This window comes from Lysinibacillus parviboronicapiens, assembly GCF_003049605.2.
GTDB classification, from domain to species: Bacteria; Bacillota; Bacilli; order Bacillales_A; family Planococcaceae; genus Lysinibacillus; species Lysinibacillus parviboronicapiens.
Map to the genome: position 1 here is coordinate 421800 of NZ_CP073713.1, position 20980 is coordinate 442779.

Consider the following 20980-nt stretch of genomic DNA (forward strand, 5'->3'; position numbering starts at 1 on the left):
TGTCTCTCAAGGCTTTTCTTTTTATTATAACAATCCAATCCATTTCCAATATGTCGCTGTGAATAAAAGGACCAAAAGGTACCCGATAATCGTCAATGGAATGCCTGATTTTAAGAAATCTTTCGTTGAAAAGGCACCTGTACCGTAGGCAAGCATGTTTTGGGGTGCGCTAATCGGTAATAAGAAACCAAAGCTAATGACAAATTGTTGGACTAACACGAAACCGACTTGATCAACATTTGTAGTTAATGTTGAAGCTAATACGATAAATACCGGAATCAGTGCGGAAGCTAAACTTGTAGCACTGGCAAAGCCCAAATGAATAAGAATATTAAAAAGTGTAACAATCGCGATTGTTGCAAGGATTGGCATAGAATCAAGACCTAATGAACCGAATACAGTATCTGATAACCATGTCGCACCTTTCGTACTGAGCAACACTGTCCCTAACATAATCCCAACTGCGAAAACGATTATTGTCCCCCAAGGAATATGTGGCTCAACTTCTTTCCATGTATAAACACCGATTTTAGGCATTAATAGAATCGCAATAGCAATAATTGTGACAGTTGTAGTATCGAATGGATGAAGCTTGTCTTCTGTTGCCCAGAAAAATAAAAGTACTACCGATGTTATGATTAAACGAATTTCAGGTGCTTTTAATGGACCCAAATCAGCAAGTTGCTTTTTAATGACATCTTTACCACCTTCAATATTGCTTGTCTCAGGTTTAATTAACGTAATCATTATGAAGAAAAGAGCCACTGACATGATGATTGAGAATGGCGCTGCGTATAATAACCAAGCACCCCAAGAAATATCTACACCGAACTGTTCTTTAATAAAGTTTAAGGCAACCATATTTTGGGCTGCGGCTGTTTTAATGCCGATATTCCAAATGGAAACTGCTTGGACAGATGTAATAACGAGTAAGGCGGCCAGGCGACTATCTCGTGGTAAGCCAAATGCTGCCACCATGCCAAGTAGTATTGGTACGACTGCACCAGCACGTGCTGTAGCAGAGGGTACGAAGAATGCTAGTACAATTGATACTAAAATAGCACCGAATACAATTGCCTTCGTTTTAGTGCCAACTAGCGATAAAATCCATAAAGCCAGTCGTTTGTGTAAATTAGTGATCTGCATGGCAGCGGCTAAGAATAGAGCTGCGGCAACAAGAGCAACTGCAGAGTTACTAAATCCGCTTAAGGCCATTTTTAACGCCCCTGAAGTACCTAAATCTGTTGTAGGATCATCCATAGAGGGGGCTAAACCAAGCATAACTGTAACAAGAGCAATAATCATGGCAGAACTGACAGGATACGATACTGCCTCAGTTACCCAAAGGATGACTGCGAAAGCTAAAATCGCTAAAGCACGTTGGCCTGCTATGGGTAAATCGCCGCTATTCGGTAAAAATGTAATAATAATAAGTGCCGCGAATGCCAGGCCAATCCATAGTGGCTTCAAATTGCGTTTAGGTGCTGCATTTTCGAGAGTAGACATATAAATTCATCCTTTCTAACGATAAATATGACTCTAGTTTTCTATAACATCGGTCCATAAAATGCTTTATTAAGAAAGTAATTTTGTCTAATTATTGTAAAAAGTGCAAGAACATAAAGAACCCTCTATTTGTAGCAATATTAAGTTATAACGAGAGAATAGATGGTCACAGAAAATACAAAAATATCCAATGTGATAGTGCTTATTTCTTTTTCTTAAAGGCAGCAGTTACTTTAGGCTCGGTACCATGAATCAGTCGTTTAATATTTTCAATATGTAAGACAAGTGCTATGCCAAAAAGGATAAGTGCAATTATTGTTGGTCCTATTCCTGGAATCCATAAAAAAGTAGCTGTACAAAATACAACATAAAATTCTAGGACGCCGACGATTAAATAATCTGTGGCAAATGATAAAATGACAAATAAGATGAGTGCAAATAGTCCGATTTTCCAATCGACGGCAAGCAAAATCCCTATTATCGAAGCAGTTCCTTTGCCACCGTTAAAACCCATATAGAATGGGAAATTATGCCCTAAAATTACTCCAGCTGCAATTGTATATGTTAAGAGCCAAATTTGTACTTCAGTTAAATGCAAAGCACCAGCTAAATAGAGATGTACACCAATAATGGCGGCAACGCCTTTCCCAATATCGATAAGCGCCACTAATATGCCATATTTCCATCCGAGTGAAAGTGTTGCGTTTGAGGCGCCGGCATTGCCATGCCCAGATTTTTTTAAATCTACCCCCGATAACAATTGTGCTACTTTTGAGCCATGAATACAGCCGATTAGATAGCCAACAATAAGAAAAATTATCAAGGCTTTTACCATAAAAATACTCCTCTCGAAAAATCTATTTTAAAGTAGTGTATGTGTTCATATTACGTTACGGAGCAGACAGAAGTTTCAGAAAAAATCAAATTTTACTGTTGACAGAAAAAAACTCTATGTTTATACTGTGTAACAACGATGGAAATTGAATCACATACTCTTATCAAGAGCGGCGGAGGGATAGGCCCTATGATGCCCGGCAACCAGCGAGTAACCTACTTGCTAAGGTGCTAATTCCTACAGATTCATACTTGGATCTGGCAGATAAGGGGAGGAAAACTTGCAACCGCAACCCTCTTCTTAACTGAAGAGGGTTTTTGTTTTCTACAGAAAATCCTCCTCATCTCCGGTACCATCGTAAAAAAATAACCATTTTAGGAGGAACAAAAATGACAAATTTTAAACCAGAGACCTTATTATTACACGGAGGCCAAGAGCCAGACCCAGTCACAGGCTCTCGTACAGTTCCCGTGTACCGTTCAACAGCTTTCGTATTTAAAGACACTGCTCATGCGCAACGTCTTTTCGCTCTAGAAGAAGCGGGTAATATTTATACACGTATTACCAACCCAACTGTAGATGTTTTTGAAAAACGCGTTGCTTTATTAGAAGGCGGAACAGCTGCAGTAGCACTTTCATCTGGTGCAGCAGCTATCGCATTTTCGATTTTAAATGTTGCAGGCTCAGGCGATGAAATTGTAGCAGCAAGTTCTTTATACGGAGGCACATATAACTTACTAGCAAATACATTACCAAACTACGGTATTAAAACTATTTTTGTAGATGAAACAAATCCAGAAAATTTCCGTTCAGCCATTAACGAAAAAACAAAAGCTATATTTGCTGAAGGTTACGGCAACCCAAGTTTAAAAGTACTAGATGTTGAAGCAGTAGCTAACATTGCACATGAAAATGGCTTACCATTAATTATCGATAGCACATTTGCTTCACCATATGGTTCTACACCAATTGATTTTGGTGCAGACATTGTCGTTCATTCCGCTACAAAATGGATTGGCGGTCACGGAACAACTTTAGGTGGCGTTGTTGTAGATGCAGGAAAATTTGACTGGACACAAGGAAGATTTCCTGGCTTTACAGAGCCAGATGCTTCCTACCATGGTTTACGTTACGGTATCGATACGGCAGCGGCTGCATTTGCTACAAAACTGCGCGTGCAATTACTGCGAGACTTCGGACCAACATTAAGCGCTGATGCTGCATTCAACTTTTTACAAGGTTTAGAAACGCTCCATTTGCGTATTCCTAAGCATAATGAAAATGCATTAGCTGTAGCTGAATATTTACGCAACCACCCATCTGTGGAGTATGTAAATTACAATGGTTTAGAAGATTTCGCTACTCATGATTTAGCGAAGAAATATTTGAAAAATGGCTTCGGCTCCGTGCTTACATTCGGCATAAAAGGTGGACGTGAAGCAGGTCGTAAACTGATTGACAGTGTGAAATTATTCTCACATGTTGCAAACGTAGGAGATGCAAAATCATTAATTATTCATCCTGCTTCTACAACACATCAGCAGTTATCTGCGGAAGAATTAATCCAGACAGGAGTATCTGAGTCGCTCATCCGCTTATCCATAGGCTTAGAAGCAATAGAGGACATTATTGCCGATTTACAACAAGCTATTGCGCAAGTAACTGCGGCGCAACAAGAAGTAGAAGCTTAATTTTTAATAAAGAAGCATTCAAATATTGATGCTTAAGTGATGTCACGTTTTTCGTATTTTCTCATGTGAAAAGCCTCATTTGGCAATACGTGAAACGTTGCTCCATAAAGCGCATACCTCATTCGGTTGCTTATATGAATTTTTCTAAAAATAATACCTAGTAATTATATAAGTATTGTTGACTTCTCTAAAACCATGCTATATACTAGGGATTAAGTAAAAGGTTCGAGGGCTACCAACCAAGAACGTAAGTAAATGTAGTTGTAAATGACTTCTCATCCCATTCGATAGATGTTCATTGTAAGAGCTATAAGCTCTCAAAAAAACACACATCCTCTTGAACTTAAAGGTAGTTGATGTGATGTTGGAAAATGCTTTAAACATAAAATTGTTTTCATAAGTGCTCCCCCACTTTTGAATATATAGCTGGATAGGAGAGTAGGAGCATAGCCAGCAACTACTCCCATCCTATTAAAATGATCGGAAAAGGAGTGTTTGAAATGGGAAATGTTTATAGTGCACATAACATCGCGTCTTATTTTATTTACGAATTAAATGAAAGTCATGAGTTTGTGAATAATATTTCCATTCAAAGCTTACTTTCGATAGTTGAAAAAAAATGGCATCAAACTTTCGGGCATACTGCTTTTAAGGAAATTGTGCATACTAAAGAAGAAAGCTACACAGTGAAAGAAGTTTACGAGACGTATCAAGCTTATGGTACAAATCATATTTCTTTACCAGCAACAGAGTATTATTTGAAGTATGGTACATTTCAATTAGTAGAACGTACATATTCTGTACCAAACTTTACACAAGAAGAAGAGATTCTTGTACAAGTAGCATTAGCACATTACCGTTATGTATTATTAACAACAGCAAGCTAACTCTTCTTAATATAATATTAGCTCATTCTCTACTGCTATAGGGAATGAGCTTTTTTGTTAAGCAGATTAAAACAGCAGTAATTTTGATGTTGGAAAAGAAATAGCTGTTGGATATTTTGGTTCGTTAGCAAAACGTGTGTAAAGAAAAATTATTTTGTTGCTATCTTTCAAAAGAACAATTCTATATTACGACTTTACATACATATATATAATAGAAGAAAGACGTAGTTTTTTATAAAGGAATCGTCATTTTTTGTTCAAAAATTATAGATGAAGCAAAAAAACGTATAATAAAGGCAATGAAAACGATTTCTTTTGCACGTCTAGAGAAAACAAATGTCCATCCTAGAAAGATTTTTCTTGTGCAAAGTATTTATTTACGTTACAATTTTCTTTAAGTTGAATTTCGAATTATTAGAATTTGTGTGAGGCACAAATTTTTATCTTTATTAAAACCGCGGAAGTGTACGTTGGAGGGAATAACAGGAATGGCAACTATAAAGGCAGCGATCTTAGGATTTGGAACAGTAGGTCAAGGTATTTATCATATTTTAAAGGAAAAGCGTGAAGAGCTTAAAAATAAATTAGGTATAGAGTTAGAAGTAGCAAAAATTTTAGTTACAGACGCTAGCCGTGAACGCGTACCCGGTACAGCACATTTGATGACAACAAGTATGGATGAGGTTTTAGCAGAGCCAGGTATGCAGGTTGTTTTCGAAGCAATCGTCAATGAAGAGCCCGCTTTTGGCTATTTGAAACGTGCTGTCGAACATAAATGTCATGTCATTACTGCTAATAAGGTGATGTTTGCGAAGCGTGGTTTAGAGTTGCAGGAACTAGCTAAAGCAAATGGTGTCTTTGTTGGATTCGAGGCAACAACAGCTGGTGGCGTACCTGTCATTAAAACGATGAAAAATATTTTGCTTGTAAATGATGTAAGTCGTATCCAAGGAGTTTTAAATGGTACTTGTAACTATATTTTAACGAAAATGCGAGCTGAGGGTTGGTCCTTTGACAATGCTCTAATAGAAGCACAAAAATTAGGATATGCTGAAGCTGACCCATATAATGATATATCAGGTCAAGATGCCTTCAAAAAATTAATGATTTTGAGTGCGTTAGCATTTGGTGAGCAACCAGATTGGGCAGATGTCGAAGTAATTGGTATTGATAGTATTTCGGCACAGCAAGTAAAAGAAGCGTGTGAAAAGGGCTTGCGTTATCGTCACGTGGCAGAGGTTGAAAAGTTTGCTGATGGGCGTGTGGTAGCAAAAGTTGGCCCACAACTAGTAGATAAAGAGCACCCACTTTACCCCGTTGATGACGTCAATAATGCAGTAGCGTTGGACACAAATTACATCGGTACATTAACACTTGTTGGACCTGGTGCAGGTATGTATCCAACGGCAAGTGTTATGGTCGAGGATTACGCAGAGATTATTGGCAAACGAGCGGGATTTGTCGTAACGATTTAACAAAGTGCCAGGCACCCAAACAATTCTGAATTGTTTGGGTGCCTGGTATTTTTAGTCTTCATCTTTGATATCAATATCTTCTGGAATAGGTGTATTGCGCCAAATTTCGATTTCCTCTTTAATGCGCTCTAATTGCTCAAAGTAAGTGCTAAATTGTCCGCTGTTAATAAGCACTTGTGTGCCGTCATAGACAGAGTGGATACGTCCCTCGTAAACAAGACGATGTACTTGGTGTTCTGACATACCAAGGTCAATAGCAGTTTCTTCAATTGTTTTGTACATAATCGCTCGCTCCTTCTGTTGTTTTTATTATAACTTCTCTTTAACAGAAAACCTAATAACGTTGAATGAGAAAAGAAGAAAAATAGGAATTGTCTGTTTTTGGATAAAACTGTATAGTTAGTGATAATGATGATTGGGGTTGCGTTAGCTCTTTTGCAGAAAAACCCCTTGCAGTGTACACAATTTTTAGTAAAAAGCTAATGGACAGCTAGAAGCATAGCCTGTAGTTGTAATGATAGTTCGTTCAGTGCATGAGGTCCGTTTTCAAATAGCGTGGCGCGGTATATAGCTGGATAATGAAGTACATAAGGACAAATCTTTATGATAGTTATGCGTACAAGCCTAAATATTAATTAAAAGTGGTTTTAGAAAAAATAGTACCACTTTGCCGAAATTTATCACTAACAGACCTGTTGCTGCAACAATACGGGGCGTAATCCTTACGGGTGAATAGTTAAATTTGACGTCTTAATTTGGGGAGCAATGTTGCTTGCCGCTACTGTCATGCTTGCAAGGGAAGAAAGATCAGAATAAAGCTTAAGAATTTCTTCATTTTTATGCTAGCAGGTTTTTAAGATTTGAAAGGTACACTATTATTTGAGAGCGAGGTGTATATCATGACGAAGTTAACAGTTCTTGTAACAGATGACGATCAAGATATTCGTGATGGTATTGAAATTTACTTAAAAAACGAAGGCTACGATGTGATTAAAGCGGCTGACGGTGTAGAGGCGCTAGCGAAGCTTGAAAGCAATGAAGTCCATTTGATAATTTTAGATATTATGATGCCAAATATGGATGGCATTACTGCAACATTTAAAATCCGTGCAGAACGCAATATTCCAATTATTATGCTAAGTGCAAAGGCGGAGGACGGCGATAAAATTCATGGCTTATCCGTTGGGGCCGATGATTATGTCACAAAGCCATTTCATCCATTAGAGCTTTTGGCACGTGTTAAATCGCAGCTACGACGTTATGTACAACTTGGGACATACAATGATGGAACGGCAAAAGTTGAGATTGACGGTCTGGTATTAGATGAGGATGCTAAAGAAGTTATTTTGGAAGGCGAGCCTGTTCGTTTAACGCCAATTGAATATAAAATTACAGAATTACTAATGAAAAATGCAGGGCGTGTTTTTTCGATTCGAGAAATTTATGAGCGTGTATGGAATGAGGAAGCCTACAATGCGGAAAATATTGTGGCTGTACACATCCGCAAAATACGTGAAAAAATTGAGGCAGATCCGAAAAACCCGCGCTATTTAAAGGTGGTATGGGGCGTTGGCTATAAAATGGAAAAATAAAATAGAACATTATCTAACAATAGCAGGTTTTGTGGCTGGGGTTATCGGCCTTATCTATTTTGGTGTCTATGCGTATCAGATGGTAAATACCCGTTCGTCTGAAGTTTTACAATTGCTAGAAAGAATTTTTTAGAGGGGAGTCATTGTAATGGGGAAAAAGTGGAAATCTCTTCTCGCACTTATTTGTTTAATTTGGTTGATTTTTGGTGTCTTTACATTTACAAAGATTGGCTATCAGTATATCGGGAAGTCTTATTTTCAATCAGAAAATTTTCAACATGAGCTTGATAATTTTCAATCCGAGTTGGGGCCGCTGGTATTGAATAGACCAAATGCTGATGAATTAAAGAGCAAGATAGAAGTCACAACAAATGAAATTGAAGAACATCGTAATTACTATGGTTCACTAAGTGACCAAGTAGCAAGTATTCATGCGCAATATGAGGGGCGTATTCAAGAAGCGGCTGATGTCAATGCGACTGAATTGATGACAAAGCTTGAAAACGAGCGGGATGAAAAAATTAAGGACATTACGACTAATTTTCAAGACGATGAATATGTTCGGGAGAAAATTCAAGCAGAAAAGGAAGCACTTGTTGATCAATATATAAAATCTGCGCAAGTGGAAGCAAAAAATTTCGCTAAAAACTATAATTACTGGTCTTATGAATTAACAAATACTGAAACTGGAAAAATGTTCAGTTCAGGTAATGTTTCCGATAGTAGTGCATACAAAATAAAGTATACACAACAGCATCCATTAAGTACTTGGAATATTAGTGATAGTTTGAGCCACATTTTTTATAGTAATGAAGCTTCTTTAGATTCAGATTCATTCAGGGAAACCACCGATTACATAGGTACTATCACAATCTCTAAGTCAGCAGCACAATCAGCGGATGTGATGGAAGGCTATGAACGTTTTACACGTAATCAATACATGTTTTTTATTATTTGGCTTACAAGTATTATAGCGGCAATCTTTGCATGGAAAGGGCGTAAAGAAGTACTTCAAACCGTGCAAGGCTTCCCAGAAAAAAATCATCTTAATAAGCTACGAATTGACATCCAAGTCGCTTTATTGTTCATTACGGGCTGTATGTATTGGTTTTCTTCGTATGCTACTTTTGAAGCGATTGAACATGCTTACCAATCTAATTATGTAAATTTTTTCACTAATTTTCTATTTACACTATTAGTTTTAATTATTTTAGGTATCGCGTTTTTGGTACAACTTATTTGGTTGTATGAACGAGTGAATACAGTAAAAAAATTGGGAGATAACTTGAAAGACAGTTATTTATGGGGGTTAGGAGATTCCCTAACTGATCTATTTTTAAATCGTTCCATCGCATTACATTCCATAGTGATGGTTGCAGCTGCCTTTTTTGGTGGTGGTAGTCTTGTTGCTACGATGATAGCTGGCGGGTTTCCAGTATTCGTATTTGGGGTCTGTGCGATTGTAGGTATACCAGCAATGGTTGTTTTTCTATCCAGAATGGGTTATTTAAACCGTATTATGAAGGATACGAAAGACATGGCAGATGGGCGTCTGAATAGAGATGTAAAGATAAAGGGAAAATCACCGCTTGCTAAACATGCTGAAAATCTTAATCACTTACGCGAAGGTGTTCGGACGTCAATGCATGAGCAGGCTAAAAGTGAACGTTTGAAAACAGAGCTTATTACGAATGTTAGCCATGATCTACGTACACCGTTAACATCCATTATTACTTATACAGATTTACTAAAGAAATCGGATATTACAGATGAAGAGCGCAAGCAGTATATTCATATTCTCGATAAAAAATCAGAGCGTCTAAAAGTACTGATTGAGGATCTCTTTGAAGTATCGAAAATGGCAAGTGGAAATATTGAGCTTCATCGAAGTCGGGTTGATTTAACACAGCTTGTCCAGCAGGCAGTTGGTGAGCATGAGGAGGACTTAGTGCAAGCACGTTTAGATTTACGAATGGCGATGCCACATGAACCACTTTATGCTAATGTTGATGGACAAAAATGGTGGAGACTCATTGATAACTTAATTGTCAATGTATTGAAATACGCATTAGAAGGTACCCGTGTTTATGTTACATTAAAGCGTACAGCTAATGGTGATGCAGAAATCACCGTTAAGAACGTTGCAAAATATGAAATCAGTGAAAATGCCGATGAATTGTTTGAGCGCTTTAAGCGAGCGGATGCTTCACGTCATACTGAGGGCTCAGGTCTCGGCTTAGCCATTGCACAATCAATTGTGGATTTACACGGGGCGCGAATGAGCATAGACGTTGATGGAGACTTATTTAAAGTGATTGTTCGTATACCGTTCGTGTAAAAAGGGCAGTTGGCAGAAAGCGAGGACACTGAAAAACTTATAACTTTAATTTATCTAATGTCCTTCAACTTATAATAGGGCACTTCTTGTTAATCTTGAACAGGAAGTGCCCTATTTCTTTGATCTTTTTTATTTTATTTTGCTGTTTTGCGAATCATTCCGCTCACTTTCCATGGGCGAGCACCGAACCTCCTCTGTGCTCCTGTTGCTTTGCTTTCGTCGAAAAAATATGTGCAATTTACAAAAGAATAAACCAATTTCTTATAATCCTAAATTTTTTGCTATAATCATTTTCATCACTTCATTTGTGCCAGCGTAAATCGACATTACAGGAATATCACGATAACGTCTTGCAATTTTATATTCTTCCATATAGCCATAACCACCATGCAGCTGCATACACTGCGCAGATAGTTCTCGCGCATTTTCGGTAATCCAGTATTTCGCCATTGAAACCTTGGTTACAACATTCTTGCCAGCAATATGTTCTTCTATTAAAGATTCTAAAAAAGTTTTGCCCAGTTCAATTTTTGTTGCCATTTCCGCAATTTTAAACTGTGTATGTTGGAAGTCGCTAATGGCTTTTCCGAAAGCCTGACGTGATGTTACATAATCTATTGTTAAAGCTAACATATCCTCAGCTGCCGTTTGGGCAGCAATAGCTACTGCTAAACGCTCCTGTTGCAGCTTCTCCATCATGTAGGTGAAGCCTTTTCCCTCTTCACCAAGCAGATTTTCTACTGGAACACGACAATCTTCAAAATATAATTCGGCGGTATCTTGCGCGTGCATCCCGACTTTTTCTAGTTTTCGACCTTTGGTAAATCCAGGTGTACCTTCCTCTATTACGAGAAGGCTTATTCCATGATGTTTTTTCACCGCAGATAGATTAGTTTTCACCGCTATAACTGCTAAATTTGTATGAATGCCATTAGTGATAAATGTTTTTTGTCCGTTGACAATATAATGATCACCGTCACGTAAAGCTGTTGTTTGGATATTCGCTAAATCAGAGCCTGTGCCTGGCTCTGTCATGGCAATAGCCGTAATGTAATCTCCTGTTATACATTTCGGTAGCCAGCGAGATTTTTGGGCATCTGTCCCATAAGCCTCGATGTAGGGAACGACAATATCATTATGCAGACCAATTCCAATCAGACTAGAACCAATAAGTTCAAGCTCTTCTTGGATAATAACACTAAAGCTAAAATCTAATCCTAGGCCGCCGTACTGTTCTTCTACTTGAGGGCATAGATAGCCCATTTCTCCACACTTGCGCCAAAAATCTAGTGGTACAAGATGATCTTTCTCCCATTGCGCATAGTGTACTTCAGCCTCTTCAGCTAAAAACTTACGTAAGGTTTTACGGAATAACTCATGCTCTGTTGATTCAAATTTATATCTTACCATTCGAATAACACCCCTTTTCGCTTGTTTAAACGTAAATACTCTCTTACATATATCATGTTACTGAAAGAAAATAAAAAATAAAAGGGCTTTGAAAATACGATTTTAATTTGTAATGCTATAATCAACTATGAATATATGAAAGTAGAGGACTTTTATATGGCGAAAGTGACAATGGGAATATTTGTAGTCGGTATATATGGCGCGTTAACCTTCTATTTAGGGTGGGGCGCAAAGCAGTGGCTTGTTGCGATGAAGTGGTTCAATTATCCGGTATTGTATTGGTCGGTACTATATGTTATAGCCTTTAGTATTGTTATTGGACGGATACATGAATCGTTAAAAGTGTTTTCAATAGTCGGGAATTATTGGATGTTTGTATTTGAGTATGGGTTGATGCTTTGTTTGGTAGCACAAATTGTTATTTGGTTAACGCCATTTAACAATGTACAAATAATAGGAAGTATAGCGATGGCCTTGTTAGTCTTCTTATGTATAGTTGGTTCATATTTCGCTTATTCTCCAGTAGTACGTAATTTAGAAATATCGATGGATAAAAAAGAGAGTGAACTGTCTTCGATGCGTGTCGTCGTTGCTTCGGATTTTCATCTAGGGGTGCTTTCAAATAAAAAGCATTTACAACGTTTTGTTAATTTATCGAATGAAGCCAAACCAGATATTGTTTTTTTAGCAGGGGACATTGTTGATGATGATCCTAAATGGTTTGTAAAAGAAGGAATGGCAGAGGTGATGAAATCACTAACTGCTACTTACGGTGTTTACGGTGTACTTGGCAATCATGAATATTACGGCAAGAAAATCCCTGAATTTGTAGAAGAAATGGATAAAGCCGGTGTGAAGATTTTAAGAGATGAAACAATTCGAGTTGGAAATGCGTTTATAGTAACGGGACAAGAAGATATTACAAATAAAGAAAGACAGCAATTAGATGCATTACGACATACTGATACTTTGCCGTGGTTTGTCATGAATCATACACCGAATGATCTTGAAACTCCGTCGCAGGAGGGCGTGGATTTTCATATGTCAGGTCATACGCATAAGGGTCAAATGTGGCCAAATCACTATATTACGGCACGTGTATTTGAGCTTGATTATGGTTATAAGTTGAAGGATCAAATGCATACACTTGTTTCATCAGGATTTGGGTTCTGGGGTCCACCGATGCGAATAGGGAGTCGATCTGAGCTTTGGGTAGTGGATATTACTTTTCGATAAAAAGTTATAGTATATGGAAAAAGAGTATCTTATAATTAGTGGGTGTTTGGAAAAATTAATTACGTCTTGCGTAATGTGGCTGGCATATAGCTGGCGCAACGATTGTTGAATAATGTTAAAAGGTAAGGTGACGATGTGGATTTTTTAGAGTTGTTAAAGGCACTTATTTTAGGCTTTGTTGAGGGAATGACAGAGTTTGCACCAGTATCGTCTACAGGACATATGATTATCGTGGATGATATGTGGTTAAAAACAGAAGAATTTTTAGGGAAGTATCCAGCTAACACATTTAAAATCGTCGTACAGCTAGGTTCAATTTTAGCGGTAATCGTCGTGATGTGGAAGCGCATGTTAAGCCTAGTTGGTTTATACAATATTGATGGTCAATCAAGATCGATGAAAGGACGATTCAACTTAATGCATGTGATTGTTGGTATGCTACCAGCAGTAGTATTAGGTTTCGCATTTAAGGATTTTATAGACGATCATCTATTTAAAGTAGAGCATGTCATCTATGCATTAGTGGCTGGCGCAATTTTAATGATTGTTGCCGATAAATTTGCACCGAGAAAGCCAAAGGTTGATTCGTTAGATGATATTTCATATGGCTTAGCTTTCAAAGTGGGCTTAGTTCAGTGTTTATCTCTATGGCCAGGTTTCTCACGTTCTGGTGCCACAATTTCGGGTGGGGTCCTTTTTGGGATTAGTCACCGTGTAGCAGCTGATTTCACATTTATAATGGCGGTCCCAATTATGGCAGGGGCAAGTCTTGTATCAGTACTGAAAAACTGGGATACGCTGTCAATGGATTACTTTGGTTTTTATGCAGTCGGCTTTATTAGTTCATTTATATTTGCTTTACTATCCATTAAGTTCTTCTTAGCACTGATTTCAAAAGTTAAACTGATGCCATTTGCAATTTACCGTTTGGTATTGGCGGCTATTTTAAGTATTATTATATTTATGTAATCGAAAAGTCACTCATCTTTCACAAGGATGAGTGTTTTTTTGTGAATATAGATAATTTTAATCATATATTTCGTGTATTTTTCGAGTGTGATTACTTTTTTTAATGGTTTATCATTGCGTTGGTAGTTTTAAAGAACTAGTAATTGGCGTTTATTTATATTGAATTTTAATTTTTTCATTGTAAATAAGAGAAAATATACATTATAATCAAAATTATATAAGATAATAATACTTGTAACTATTGCATAGGGTTTAGGAAAAAAGGTATAGGGTGGCACAAGATAATATTATGGGGTGGAAAAATGTTTCAATTTGGGAATAGACCTAAGCAAAATATAATTGTGATTAGTGATGTATCAAATACAGGGGTTTTTATTCAAGATCAGGAACGTTTGCTTCAGTTAGAGCTCGTCAATCTTACCGAACAAGATTTACAATTCATTAGAAGCTTGAAGCCTTATATTGAGCAAAATGTTGTCGATGTGGTAGAGGCTTTTTATAATGTAGTTGAAAGTGTTCCTGCTTTACGAGAAGTTATTCAAAAGCACAGTTCGAGTGAGCGTTTACGCCAAACGTTACGTCATCATATAATAGAAATGTTTGAAGGGCGAATTGATGAAGCGTTCTTAGAAAAGCGGCGACGTGTTGGAAAGATGCATGTCAAGATTAATTTGTATCCCAAGTGGTATTTAGCTGCATTTCAAAATCTTGAAAAATCATTACGGAAGATTGTTTATGAGCTGCATTTATCGAAAGGTGAAGAAGAAAAGTATTGTGATGCTATAAGTAAAATTTGTAATTTCGAGCAACAAATTGTCTTAGAGGAATACGATCATTACGCTAATACGTTATTAGAGGAGCAACGAAACAATGTACGTGCCCATATAAAGGGAATTGTAGGTGGGATTTCAACGCAGATTGACAGCCAATCCCATGAAACGAATGAGGCAGTGACGGAGCTTATTTCTAGTACGAAGCAAGTTAAAGCATTCTTGAAGGAAAGCATAGATGATGCAAAAACAATGCAACAGGTATCAACAGAAGGTTATTCAAAAATAGTATTAATAAATGAGCAAACTGGAAAAATAAATGATAAGACTGTTGACATGGCGAAGATGGTGGAACAATTAAATCACTCATCCTCTAAAATTAATGTGGTTGTTGAAATGGTAAAAAACATTTCAGGACAAACAAACTTACTTGCCCTAAATTCAGCCATTGAAGCTGCTCGTGCAGGTGAACATGGAAAAGGTTTTGCGGTAGTTGCCGATGAGGTACGTAAACTAGCAGATCAAACGAAAAATTCAGTGCAACAAATTGCGGATTTAATTGGGATGTCGACTGGTATTACAAATCAGGTTGTACAAGCGATTCAAGAAATTCAAGAACTAGTGAATAACAGTATTGAACAAAACGTTGAATCCTTGAAAGCCTTCGATGCCATATCAGGCTCGGTGGAGGAATCCATCATAAACTTCCAAAATGTGGGCAATCAAATAACGGAATTGGCGAATATCATTGAAGCCATTGGTGAGTCTTCAGAAGAATTGAAGAAAGTTGCGAGTCGCCTAGATACAACAATAAAAGAATTTTAACTATATAGATGGAAAGCTATGCACTGAGAATGTGCATAGTTTTTTTGTAGTGAAATAAATTGAATTGCTGGATAGAATGGCAAGAGTGACGGATAGAAACCTTAAAATGATCGATAGAATGATTAGAGTGATGGATAGAAACAGAAAGTTGCTAGAGATTGATTGTTTTGTTTGCTTTAAAAGCCGCCATCGGACGTAAATGGATGCTTGAGCACTGGACTTATTAGTGATACGCTAAAGGCGAAATGGGGAAATGAATTGAGGGGTGTTGGAAACATGAAAAAGAAATTATTTATTACACGTAAATTTCCGGCGCATATTGTCGAGCCGTTAGAGGAGTTTTATGATATTGAGCAGTGGCAGGAGGAAGAAATCGTTATTCCACGAGACAAACTTTTAGCAGCTGTTGCAGACTGTGAAGTATTATGGGTAACGATTGCGGATCAGGTCGATGAGGAATTACTTTCACATGCACCCAATTTAAAGCTCGTGACAAATTTAGCAGTTGGTTTCAATAATGTTGATGTGGTAGCTTTGCGCAAACGAGGTATCATGGCAACAAATACACCAGGTGTCTTAACTAATACAACAGCCGATTTAGTATTTGGCTTATTGCTTGCAACTGCACGAAGAATTCCAGAAAGTGAGCGTTATTTGCGTGATGGCAAATGGCAAAGCTGGTACCCAATGCAGTTAGTAGGTAAGGATGTGTCAGGTACAACTATAGGGATTATCGGAATGGGACGAATCGGTCAGGCAGTTGCAAGACGAGCAAAAGGTTTCGACATGAAGGTAATATATCATAATCGTAGACGTCGCCATGAGGCCGAAGAAATGTATGGTTTTCGATATGTACCTCTTGAGGATCTTTTAAAACAATCAGATTTTGTTGTAATTATGACACCATTTAACAACGATACAGTAGGATTAATCGGAGCGAAAGAACTGGCGATGATGCAGGATGATGCAGTACTGATTAATGCTTCTCGGGGAGGCATTATTGATGAGCATGCACTTTATGACGCCTTGAAAAATGGCAAGCTTTGGGCAGCAGGGCTAGATGTTTTTGAATATGAGCCGATTTCGATGGATCATCCGTTATTGACGCTTCCGAATGTTGTGGCACTTCCCCATATTGGCAGTGCTTCATTGAAAACGAGAACTGCGATGCTGACGCTAAATGTCAACGCACTTACGGCATACGGGCAGGGTAAGGCTGTGTCCAATCGAATAGACTAAAAAGCGGAGCGCAACCTACTAGAGATGTGCTCCGATTTAACCCGTATAAACGGTCAGTAAGATACCCATAGGATGGCGACCAACTGACCGTAAAAACCCGATTGGTTCAACTAGCAAACAGTGGGGATCAAGAAAACCCCACTGTTTGAAGTTTCACTTTAACCCGTATAAACGGTCAGTAAGATACCCAGAGGTGGGAAATCAACTGACCGGTATTTGCTAGTGACTAAAAGATAAATGGTACTTATTATTTATTGAACATGTCAAATAGACCACCAATTCCGCCTTCGCCTGAAGATTTGCCGCCACCGCCCTGTGAAATTGGCGCTGCTGCAAAGATACGGCTCGCTAAGCGGCTGAATGGTAATGATTGAACCCAGACTGTACCAGGGCCACGTAAAGTTGCGAAGAAAATACCTTCACCACCAAATAAAGCGGTTTTTACGCCCCCAACCATTTCGATATTGTAATCTACATCGGATGTCATAGCGACTAAACATCCTGTATCAACACGTAAAACTTCCCCAGGTTGTAAAGTTTTTTGATGAATAGCACCACCAGCATGTACGAAGGCCATACCATCACCTTCAAGCTTTTGCATAATGAAACCTTCTCCACCGAAGAAACCTACACCAATTTTTTTCTGGAATTCGACACCAACAGAAACGCCTTTAGCGGCTGCTAAAAAAGCATCCTTTTGACAAATAATTTTTCCATTCAATTGACTTAAATCCATTGGAATGATTTTACCAGGATAAGGGGATGCAAAATACACATGACGTTTCCCTGTACCAGCGTTTGTAAATGTGGTCATGAATAAGCTTTCGCCTGTAACTATACGCTTTCCTGCACCTAGTAATTTCCCCATAAAGCCACTTTGCGCATTCCCTTTAGAGCCATCGCCAAAAATAGTCTCCATTTCAATAGCTTGATCCATCATCATTAAAGCTCCTGCTTCCGCAACCACGGTCTCCTGTGGATCTAGTTCAACTTGCACGTATTGCATGTCGTCTCCAAATATTTTGTAGTCAATTTCATGGTTATTCATTATGCAATTCCTCCAATAGTAATTTTGTTGTTACTGTATACGATTATAAGGCACAATAGTTTCACTGCATAATTAATTATTTTAGAAAAAAAGGGAATAAGCTAGAAAATGTCGAATATAAAAAACTAGAATGTGTATTATTTATTTTCGTTCAGCGAGATATTTTTTGGGGATTGTACATTGAATGTGGGGTCCATCCTTTCTTCAATGGGTGCTCAAATAACAAAGTTGAATGAAGGTAAATCCTCCAGCGGAAGTCAATTTTTGAAGGGATTACGCAGTTGTTAACCTAAAACGTGTGGCATCTATATGAAAATCCTATCTTCACGAAAGCGGTGGACGTTTTCAATTGCAAATGTTGAGTTATAGGCTCAACAACTAAACTAGTATGCATCTCGCAGTCAGTAGCCTACTTCAAATTTGGCGTAATTCAGCTGAGGCATCATTGAAATCTTTCAGGGGGTGTTTGTAATGGATGTTAAAAACTATATTGGCGGTGAATGGTTAAGCCATTCGCATTTACAAAGTATAGCAGTGACGAACCCTGCAAACGGTGAGCATTTAGCAACTATACCGCGCTCAACGGCAAGTGAGGTAGATGAGGCGGTAGCGGTAGCAAAGCAAGCACAAAAAGAATGGGCACTAGTGCCAGCACCAAAACGTGCAGATTATTTATATGCCATCGGACAAAAGATGAAGGAAAAGAAAGAATACCTAGCTACTGTTTTAACAAAAGAAATGGGAAAAGTTATTGAAGAGGCAAGAGGCGAAGTACAGGAAGGTATTGATATGGCTTATTATATGGCGGGAGAAGGACGACGATTGTTTGGGGAGACAACACCATCAGAGCTTGCCAATAAATTTGCCATGAGTGTACGTGCTCCTATAGGGGTTGTGGGCTTAATAACACCTTGGAACTTCCCCGTTGCCATTGCTACATGGAAGTCGTTTCCTGCGCTTGTGGCAGGAAATACGTTTATTTGGAAGCCATCCAATGAAACACCGATGATGGCTTACGAAATGGGTAAAATTTTTCAAGAAATAGGTTTGCCAGCTGGTGTTGCAAATATTGTCTTTGGTACAGGACCAACTGTGGGGACAGCATTAATTGAGCATCCAGATGTAAAAGTGATTTCGTTTACTGGATCTACTACGACAGGGAGTAAGGTAGCGGAACTTGGTGGTAAACATTTGAAAAAAGTTTCGTTAGAGATGGGTGGGAAAAATGCTGTTATTGTCATGGACGATGCAGACTTACACCTTGCAGCGGAAGGCATTTTATGGAGTGCGTTCGGCACGGCTGGTCAAAGATGTACAGCATGTAGTCGCGTTATCGTGCATAAAGATGTAAGAGAAGAATTAGAAAAGCTTCTTTTAGAAGCAATGCAGCATTTAACAATTGGAGACGGCTTAGATGAAAGCGTAAAAATCGGTCCTGTTATCAGTAAAGCTGCCCTTGAGAAAATAAATCATTACGTACAGATTGGTAAACAAGAAGGTGCAACATTACTAGCTGGTGGAAGGATTTTAAATGAGGAACCTTATGATAAAGGGTTTTACTATGAACCAACATTGTTTACGAATGTGAAACCTAATATGATTATTGCGCAGGAAGAAATTTTTGGGCCGGTAGTTTCTCTCATTGAAGTTGCAAGTTTAGATGAAGCAATTGCAGTAAATAATGGTGTGAAATTTGGCTTATCTAGCTCTATATTCTCACAAAACGTTAATACAATTTTCCGTGCACAACGTGATTTAGACACAGGTATTGTTTATATAAATGCAGGCACAACAGGTGCTGAAATTCATTTGCCATTCGGTGGAACAAAGGGCACGGGGAATGGTCACCGCGATTCAGGCGTTGCCGCATTGGATGTATATACAGAATGGAAGAGCATTTATATAGATTACAGCGGGAAATTACAAAGAGCACAAATCGATACAGAGTAACAGATCAATGAAAGGGGATGTTCAATGATGAAAGTTGTTGTATTAGGTGCAGGTTTAATGGGGAAAGAGGTAGCTCGTGATTTAATTAAAAATAGCAATGTAGAACGCGTATTTCTAGGAGATATTGATGTGAAGACGGCACAGAGCTTTGTTGACACGTTGCATACAGATAGAGTTGAAGTCGTAGAGCTTCATGCGGAATCTGACGACTCGTTGACGTCAGTTATCTCAAAAGGAAATGTCGTTGTGAATGCTTTATTTTATTCATTCAATGAGCGAGTAGCGAGAGCAGCCATTGAAGCGGGTGTTCACTCTGTAGACTTAGGTGGTCATATCGGTGGTGTGACAGAAAAGATTTTAGAGTTTGACGAGGAAGCAAAAGCAAAGGGTGTTACAATTATTCCTGATTTAGGTGTAGCTCCAGGCATGGTGAATATATTAGCAGGCTATGGTGCGTCAAAATTAGATGAAGTAGAATCTATTAAGTTATATGTCGGTGGTATACCAACAGAGCCAAAGCCACCCCTTCACTATACACGCGTATTTTCTTTAGATGGTGTATTTGACCACTATACGGAACCTTCTAAAATGATTCAAAAAGGTAAACTTCAAGAGGTGCCATCCTTAACGGGTGTCGAGCCTATTTATTTCGACGGTTTTGGGGTACTTGAGGCATTTTATACATCTGGTGGCATATCGACATTATATAAAACATTCCCAAATGTTCGAACACTAGAGTATAAAACGATTCGTTATAAAGGGCATGCTGAGAAGTTTAAATTGTTAGCAGATTTAGGATTCTTAGATTCTAGTAATAAGGTTGAGGTAGACAATATGGAGGTGCCTGTGCGAGCTGTAGTACGAGAGGCACTTAAGAAGCAATTAGAGCTTGGAACAAAGCCAGATGCTGTGCTGTTACGTGTGATTGTGGCAGGTGAAAAAGCACAACAACAGGTTACTTATGAGTATGAAATGATTGTACGTAAAGATTTGACGATTAACGAGACGGCAATGGCCCGTGCCACAGCCAATACAATATCGGTAGTTGCACAAATGATTGGTGAAGGCTCGATTACGAATCGAGGTGTATTCGCGCCAGAGGCAATTGTACCTGGTGATGCGTATATTAAGGAAATGGCAAAACGTGGCGTTGTTATTAAAGAGACGTCTCATAAGTCTGCAATGATTGTGAAATGGTAGGTGATGACC

17 protein-coding genes and 1 riboswitch are annotated in these 20980 nt (G+C 38.3%); of the genes, 12 read left to right on the plus strand and 5 right to left on the minus strand.

Going from position 1 to position 20980, the window contains the following annotated elements; all coding sequences use genetic code 11:
* Nucleotides 1-24: 24 nt before the first annotated feature.
* Both C9J31_RS02165 and C9J31_RS02170 read right to left on the minus strand, forming a co-directional pair.
* Nucleotides 25-1506, minus strand: a complete 1482-nt coding sequence (locus C9J31_RS02165; protein WP_054768022.1) for a DASS family sodium-coupled anion symporter — start codon at nt 1504-1506, stop codon at nt 25-27.
* 202 nt (nt 1507-1708) lie between these two features.
* Nucleotides 1709-2341, minus strand: coding sequence for a glycerol-3-phosphate acyltransferase (locus C9J31_RS02170; RefSeq protein ID WP_107948391.1), 633 nt, complete (start codon nt 2339-2341; stop codon nt 1709-1711).
* A gap of 157 nt (nt 2342-2498) precedes the next feature.
* A riboswitch (SAM riboswitch) is annotated at nt 2499-2612 on the plus strand.
* Between the two features lie 118 nt (nt 2613-2730).
* Between C9J31_RS02170 and C9J31_RS02175 the strand changes: the two genes are divergently transcribed.
* From C9J31_RS02175 to C9J31_RS02185, 3 genes are all read left to right on the plus strand, one after another.
* Entirely contained in the window at nt 2731-4032 is a 1302-nt protein-coding gene (locus C9J31_RS02175) for an O-acetylhomoserine aminocarboxypropyltransferase/cysteine synthase family protein (RefSeq protein WP_107924510.1), read from the plus strand.
* A gap of 500 nt (nt 4033-4532) precedes the next feature.
* Nucleotides 4533-4919, plus strand: coding sequence for a hypothetical protein (locus C9J31_RS02180; RefSeq protein WP_107948389.1), 387 nt, complete (start codon nt 4533-4535; stop codon nt 4917-4919).
* Nucleotides 4920-5407: 488 nt separating this feature from the next.
* Nucleotides 5408-6394 carry a homoserine dehydrogenase gene (locus C9J31_RS02185; protein WP_107924509.1) on the plus strand — a complete coding sequence of 329 codons (987 nt, stop codon included), beginning with the start codon at nt 5408-5410 and terminating at the stop codon, nt 6392-6394.
* A gap of 51 nt (nt 6395-6445) precedes the next feature.
* On the opposite strand, the gene C9J31_RS02190 is transcribed toward C9J31_RS02185, so the two are convergent.
* Nucleotides 6446-6676 (minus strand): MerR family transcriptional regulator, encoded by a 231-nt coding sequence (locus tag C9J31_RS02190; RefSeq protein WP_107948388.1) that lies wholly within the window; start codon nt 6674-6676, stop codon nt 6446-6448.
* Nucleotides 6677-7293: 617 nt separating this feature from the next.
* Between C9J31_RS02190 and C9J31_RS02195 the strand changes: the two genes are divergently transcribed.
* From C9J31_RS02195 to C9J31_RS02205, 3 genes are read left to right on the plus strand one after another with little or no spacing between them, the layout of a single operon-like run.
* Nucleotides 7294-7986 (plus strand): response regulator transcription factor, encoded by a 693-nt coding sequence (locus C9J31_RS02195; RefSeq protein ID WP_107924540.1) that lies wholly within the window; start codon nt 7294-7296, stop codon nt 7984-7986.
* Nucleotides 7964-8119 (plus strand): hypothetical protein, encoded by a 156-nt coding sequence (locus C9J31_RS02200; protein ID WP_167395951.1) that lies wholly within the window; start codon nt 7964-7966, stop codon nt 8117-8119. The genes C9J31_RS02195 and C9J31_RS02200 overlap by 23 nt, the downstream gene beginning before the upstream one ends.
* Nucleotides 8120-8134: 15 nt before the next feature.
* Nucleotides 8135-10324: a histidine kinase dimerization/phospho-acceptor domain-containing protein gene (locus C9J31_RS02205; RefSeq protein WP_107948386.1), complete on the plus strand. Its 2190-nt coding sequence runs from the start codon at nt 8135-8137 to the stop codon at nt 10322-10324.
* Nucleotides 10325-10585: 261 nt separating this feature from the next.
* Here the strand turns inward: C9J31_RS02205 and C9J31_RS02210 are convergent, their stop codons facing one another.
* Nucleotides 10586-11734, minus strand: a complete 1149-nt coding sequence (locus C9J31_RS02210; RefSeq protein WP_107948384.1) for an acyl-CoA dehydrogenase family protein — start codon at nt 11732-11734, stop codon at nt 10586-10588.
* Nucleotides 11735-11890: 156 nt separating this feature from the next.
* On the opposite strand from C9J31_RS02210, the gene C9J31_RS02215 reads away from it, so the two are divergent.
* From C9J31_RS02215 to C9J31_RS02230, 4 genes are all read left to right on the plus strand, one after another.
* Nucleotides 11891-12970 carry a metallophosphoesterase gene (locus tag C9J31_RS02215; protein ID WP_107948382.1) on the plus strand — a complete coding sequence of 360 codons (1080 nt, stop codon included), beginning with the start codon at nt 11891-11893 and terminating at the stop codon, nt 12968-12970.
* 135 nt (nt 12971-13105) lie between these two features.
* Nucleotides 13106-13939, plus strand: a complete 834-nt coding sequence (locus C9J31_RS02220; RefSeq protein WP_054768020.1) for an undecaprenyl-diphosphate phosphatase — start codon at nt 13106-13108, stop codon at nt 13937-13939.
* Nucleotides 13940-14241: 302 nt separating this feature from the next.
* Nucleotides 14242-15534 (plus strand): globin-coupled sensor protein, encoded by a 1293-nt coding sequence (locus C9J31_RS02225; RefSeq protein WP_107924539.1) that lies wholly within the window; start codon nt 14242-14244, stop codon nt 15532-15534.
* A 276-nt stretch (nt 15535-15810) separates the two neighbouring features.
* Nucleotides 15811-16773 (plus strand): 2-hydroxyacid dehydrogenase, encoded by a 963-nt coding sequence (locus C9J31_RS02230; RefSeq protein WP_107948381.1) that lies wholly within the window; start codon nt 15811-15813, stop codon nt 16771-16773.
* Nucleotides 16774-17020: 247 nt separating this feature from the next.
* On the opposite strand, the gene C9J31_RS02235 is transcribed toward C9J31_RS02230, so the two are convergent.
* Nucleotides 17021-17821, minus strand: a complete 801-nt coding sequence (locus C9J31_RS02235) for a TIGR00266 family protein (protein WP_107948379.1) — start codon at nt 17819-17821, stop codon at nt 17021-17023.
* A gap of 471 nt (nt 17822-18292) precedes the next feature.
* On the opposite strand from C9J31_RS02235, the gene C9J31_RS02240 reads away from it, so the two are divergent.
* Nucleotides 18293-19771: an aldehyde dehydrogenase family protein gene (locus tag C9J31_RS02240; protein ID WP_107948378.1), complete on the plus strand. Its 1479-nt coding sequence runs from the start codon at nt 18293-18295 to the stop codon at nt 19769-19771.
* Between the two features lie 27 nt (nt 19772-19798).
* Complete coding sequence (locus C9J31_RS02245; RefSeq protein ID WP_054768025.1) at nt 19799-20971, plus strand: saccharopine dehydrogenase family protein; 1173 nt, start codon at nt 19799-19801, stop codon at nt 20969-20971.
* The last annotated feature ends 9 nt before the right edge of the window (nt 20972-20980 follow it).

Excerpts from the sequence above, each read along its gene's own strand:
- C9J31_RS02165 (WP_054768022.1), bottom strand. The coding sequence starts at position 1,506 with ATGTCTACTCTCGAAAATGCAGCACCTAAACGCAATTTGAAGCCACTA.
- C9J31_RS02170 (WP_107948391.1), bottom strand. The coding sequence starts at position 2,341 with ATGGTAAAAGCCTTGATAATTTTTCTTATTGTTGGCTATCTAATCGGC.
- C9J31_RS02175 (WP_107924510.1), top strand. The coding sequence starts at position 2,731 with ATGACAAATTTTAAACCAGAGACCTTATTATTACACGGAGGCCAAGAG.
- C9J31_RS02180 (WP_107948389.1), top strand. The coding sequence starts at position 4,533 with ATGGGAAATGTTTATAGTGCACATAACATCGCGTCTTATTTTATTTAC.
- C9J31_RS02185 (WP_107924509.1), top strand. The coding sequence starts at position 5,408 with ATGGCAACTATAAAGGCAGCGATCTTAGGATTTGGAACAGTAGGTCAA.
- C9J31_RS02190 (WP_107948388.1), bottom strand. The coding sequence starts at position 6,676 with ATGTACAAAACAATTGAAGAAACTGCTATTGACCTTGGTATGTCAGAA.
- C9J31_RS02195 (WP_107924540.1), top strand. The coding sequence starts at position 7,294 with ATGACGAAGTTAACAGTTCTTGTAACAGATGACGATCAAGATATTCGT.
- C9J31_RS02205 (WP_107948386.1), top strand. The coding sequence starts at position 8,135 with ATGGGGAAAAAGTGGAAATCTCTTCTCGCACTTATTTGTTTAATTTGG.
- C9J31_RS02210 (WP_107948384.1), bottom strand. The coding sequence starts at position 11,734 with ATGGTAAGATATAAATTTGAATCAACAGAGCATGAGTTATTCCGTAAA.
- C9J31_RS02215 (WP_107948382.1), top strand. The coding sequence starts at position 11,891 with ATGGCGAAAGTGACAATGGGAATATTTGTAGTCGGTATATATGGCGCG.
- C9J31_RS02225 (WP_107924539.1), top strand. The coding sequence starts at position 14,242 with ATGTTTCAATTTGGGAATAGACCTAAGCAAAATATAATTGTGATTAGT.
- C9J31_RS02230 (WP_107948381.1), top strand. The coding sequence starts at position 15,811 with ATGAAAAAGAAATTATTTATTACACGTAAATTTCCGGCGCATATTGTC.
- C9J31_RS02235 (WP_107948379.1), bottom strand. The coding sequence starts at position 17,821 with ATGAATAACCATGAAATTGACTACAAAATATTTGGAGACGACATGCAA.
- C9J31_RS02240 (WP_107948378.1), top strand. The coding sequence starts at position 18,293 with ATGGATGTTAAAAACTATATTGGCGGTGAATGGTTAAGCCATTCGCAT.
- C9J31_RS02245 (WP_054768025.1), top strand. The coding sequence starts at position 19,799 with ATGAAAGTTGTTGTATTAGGTGCAGGTTTAATGGGGAAAGAGGTAGCT.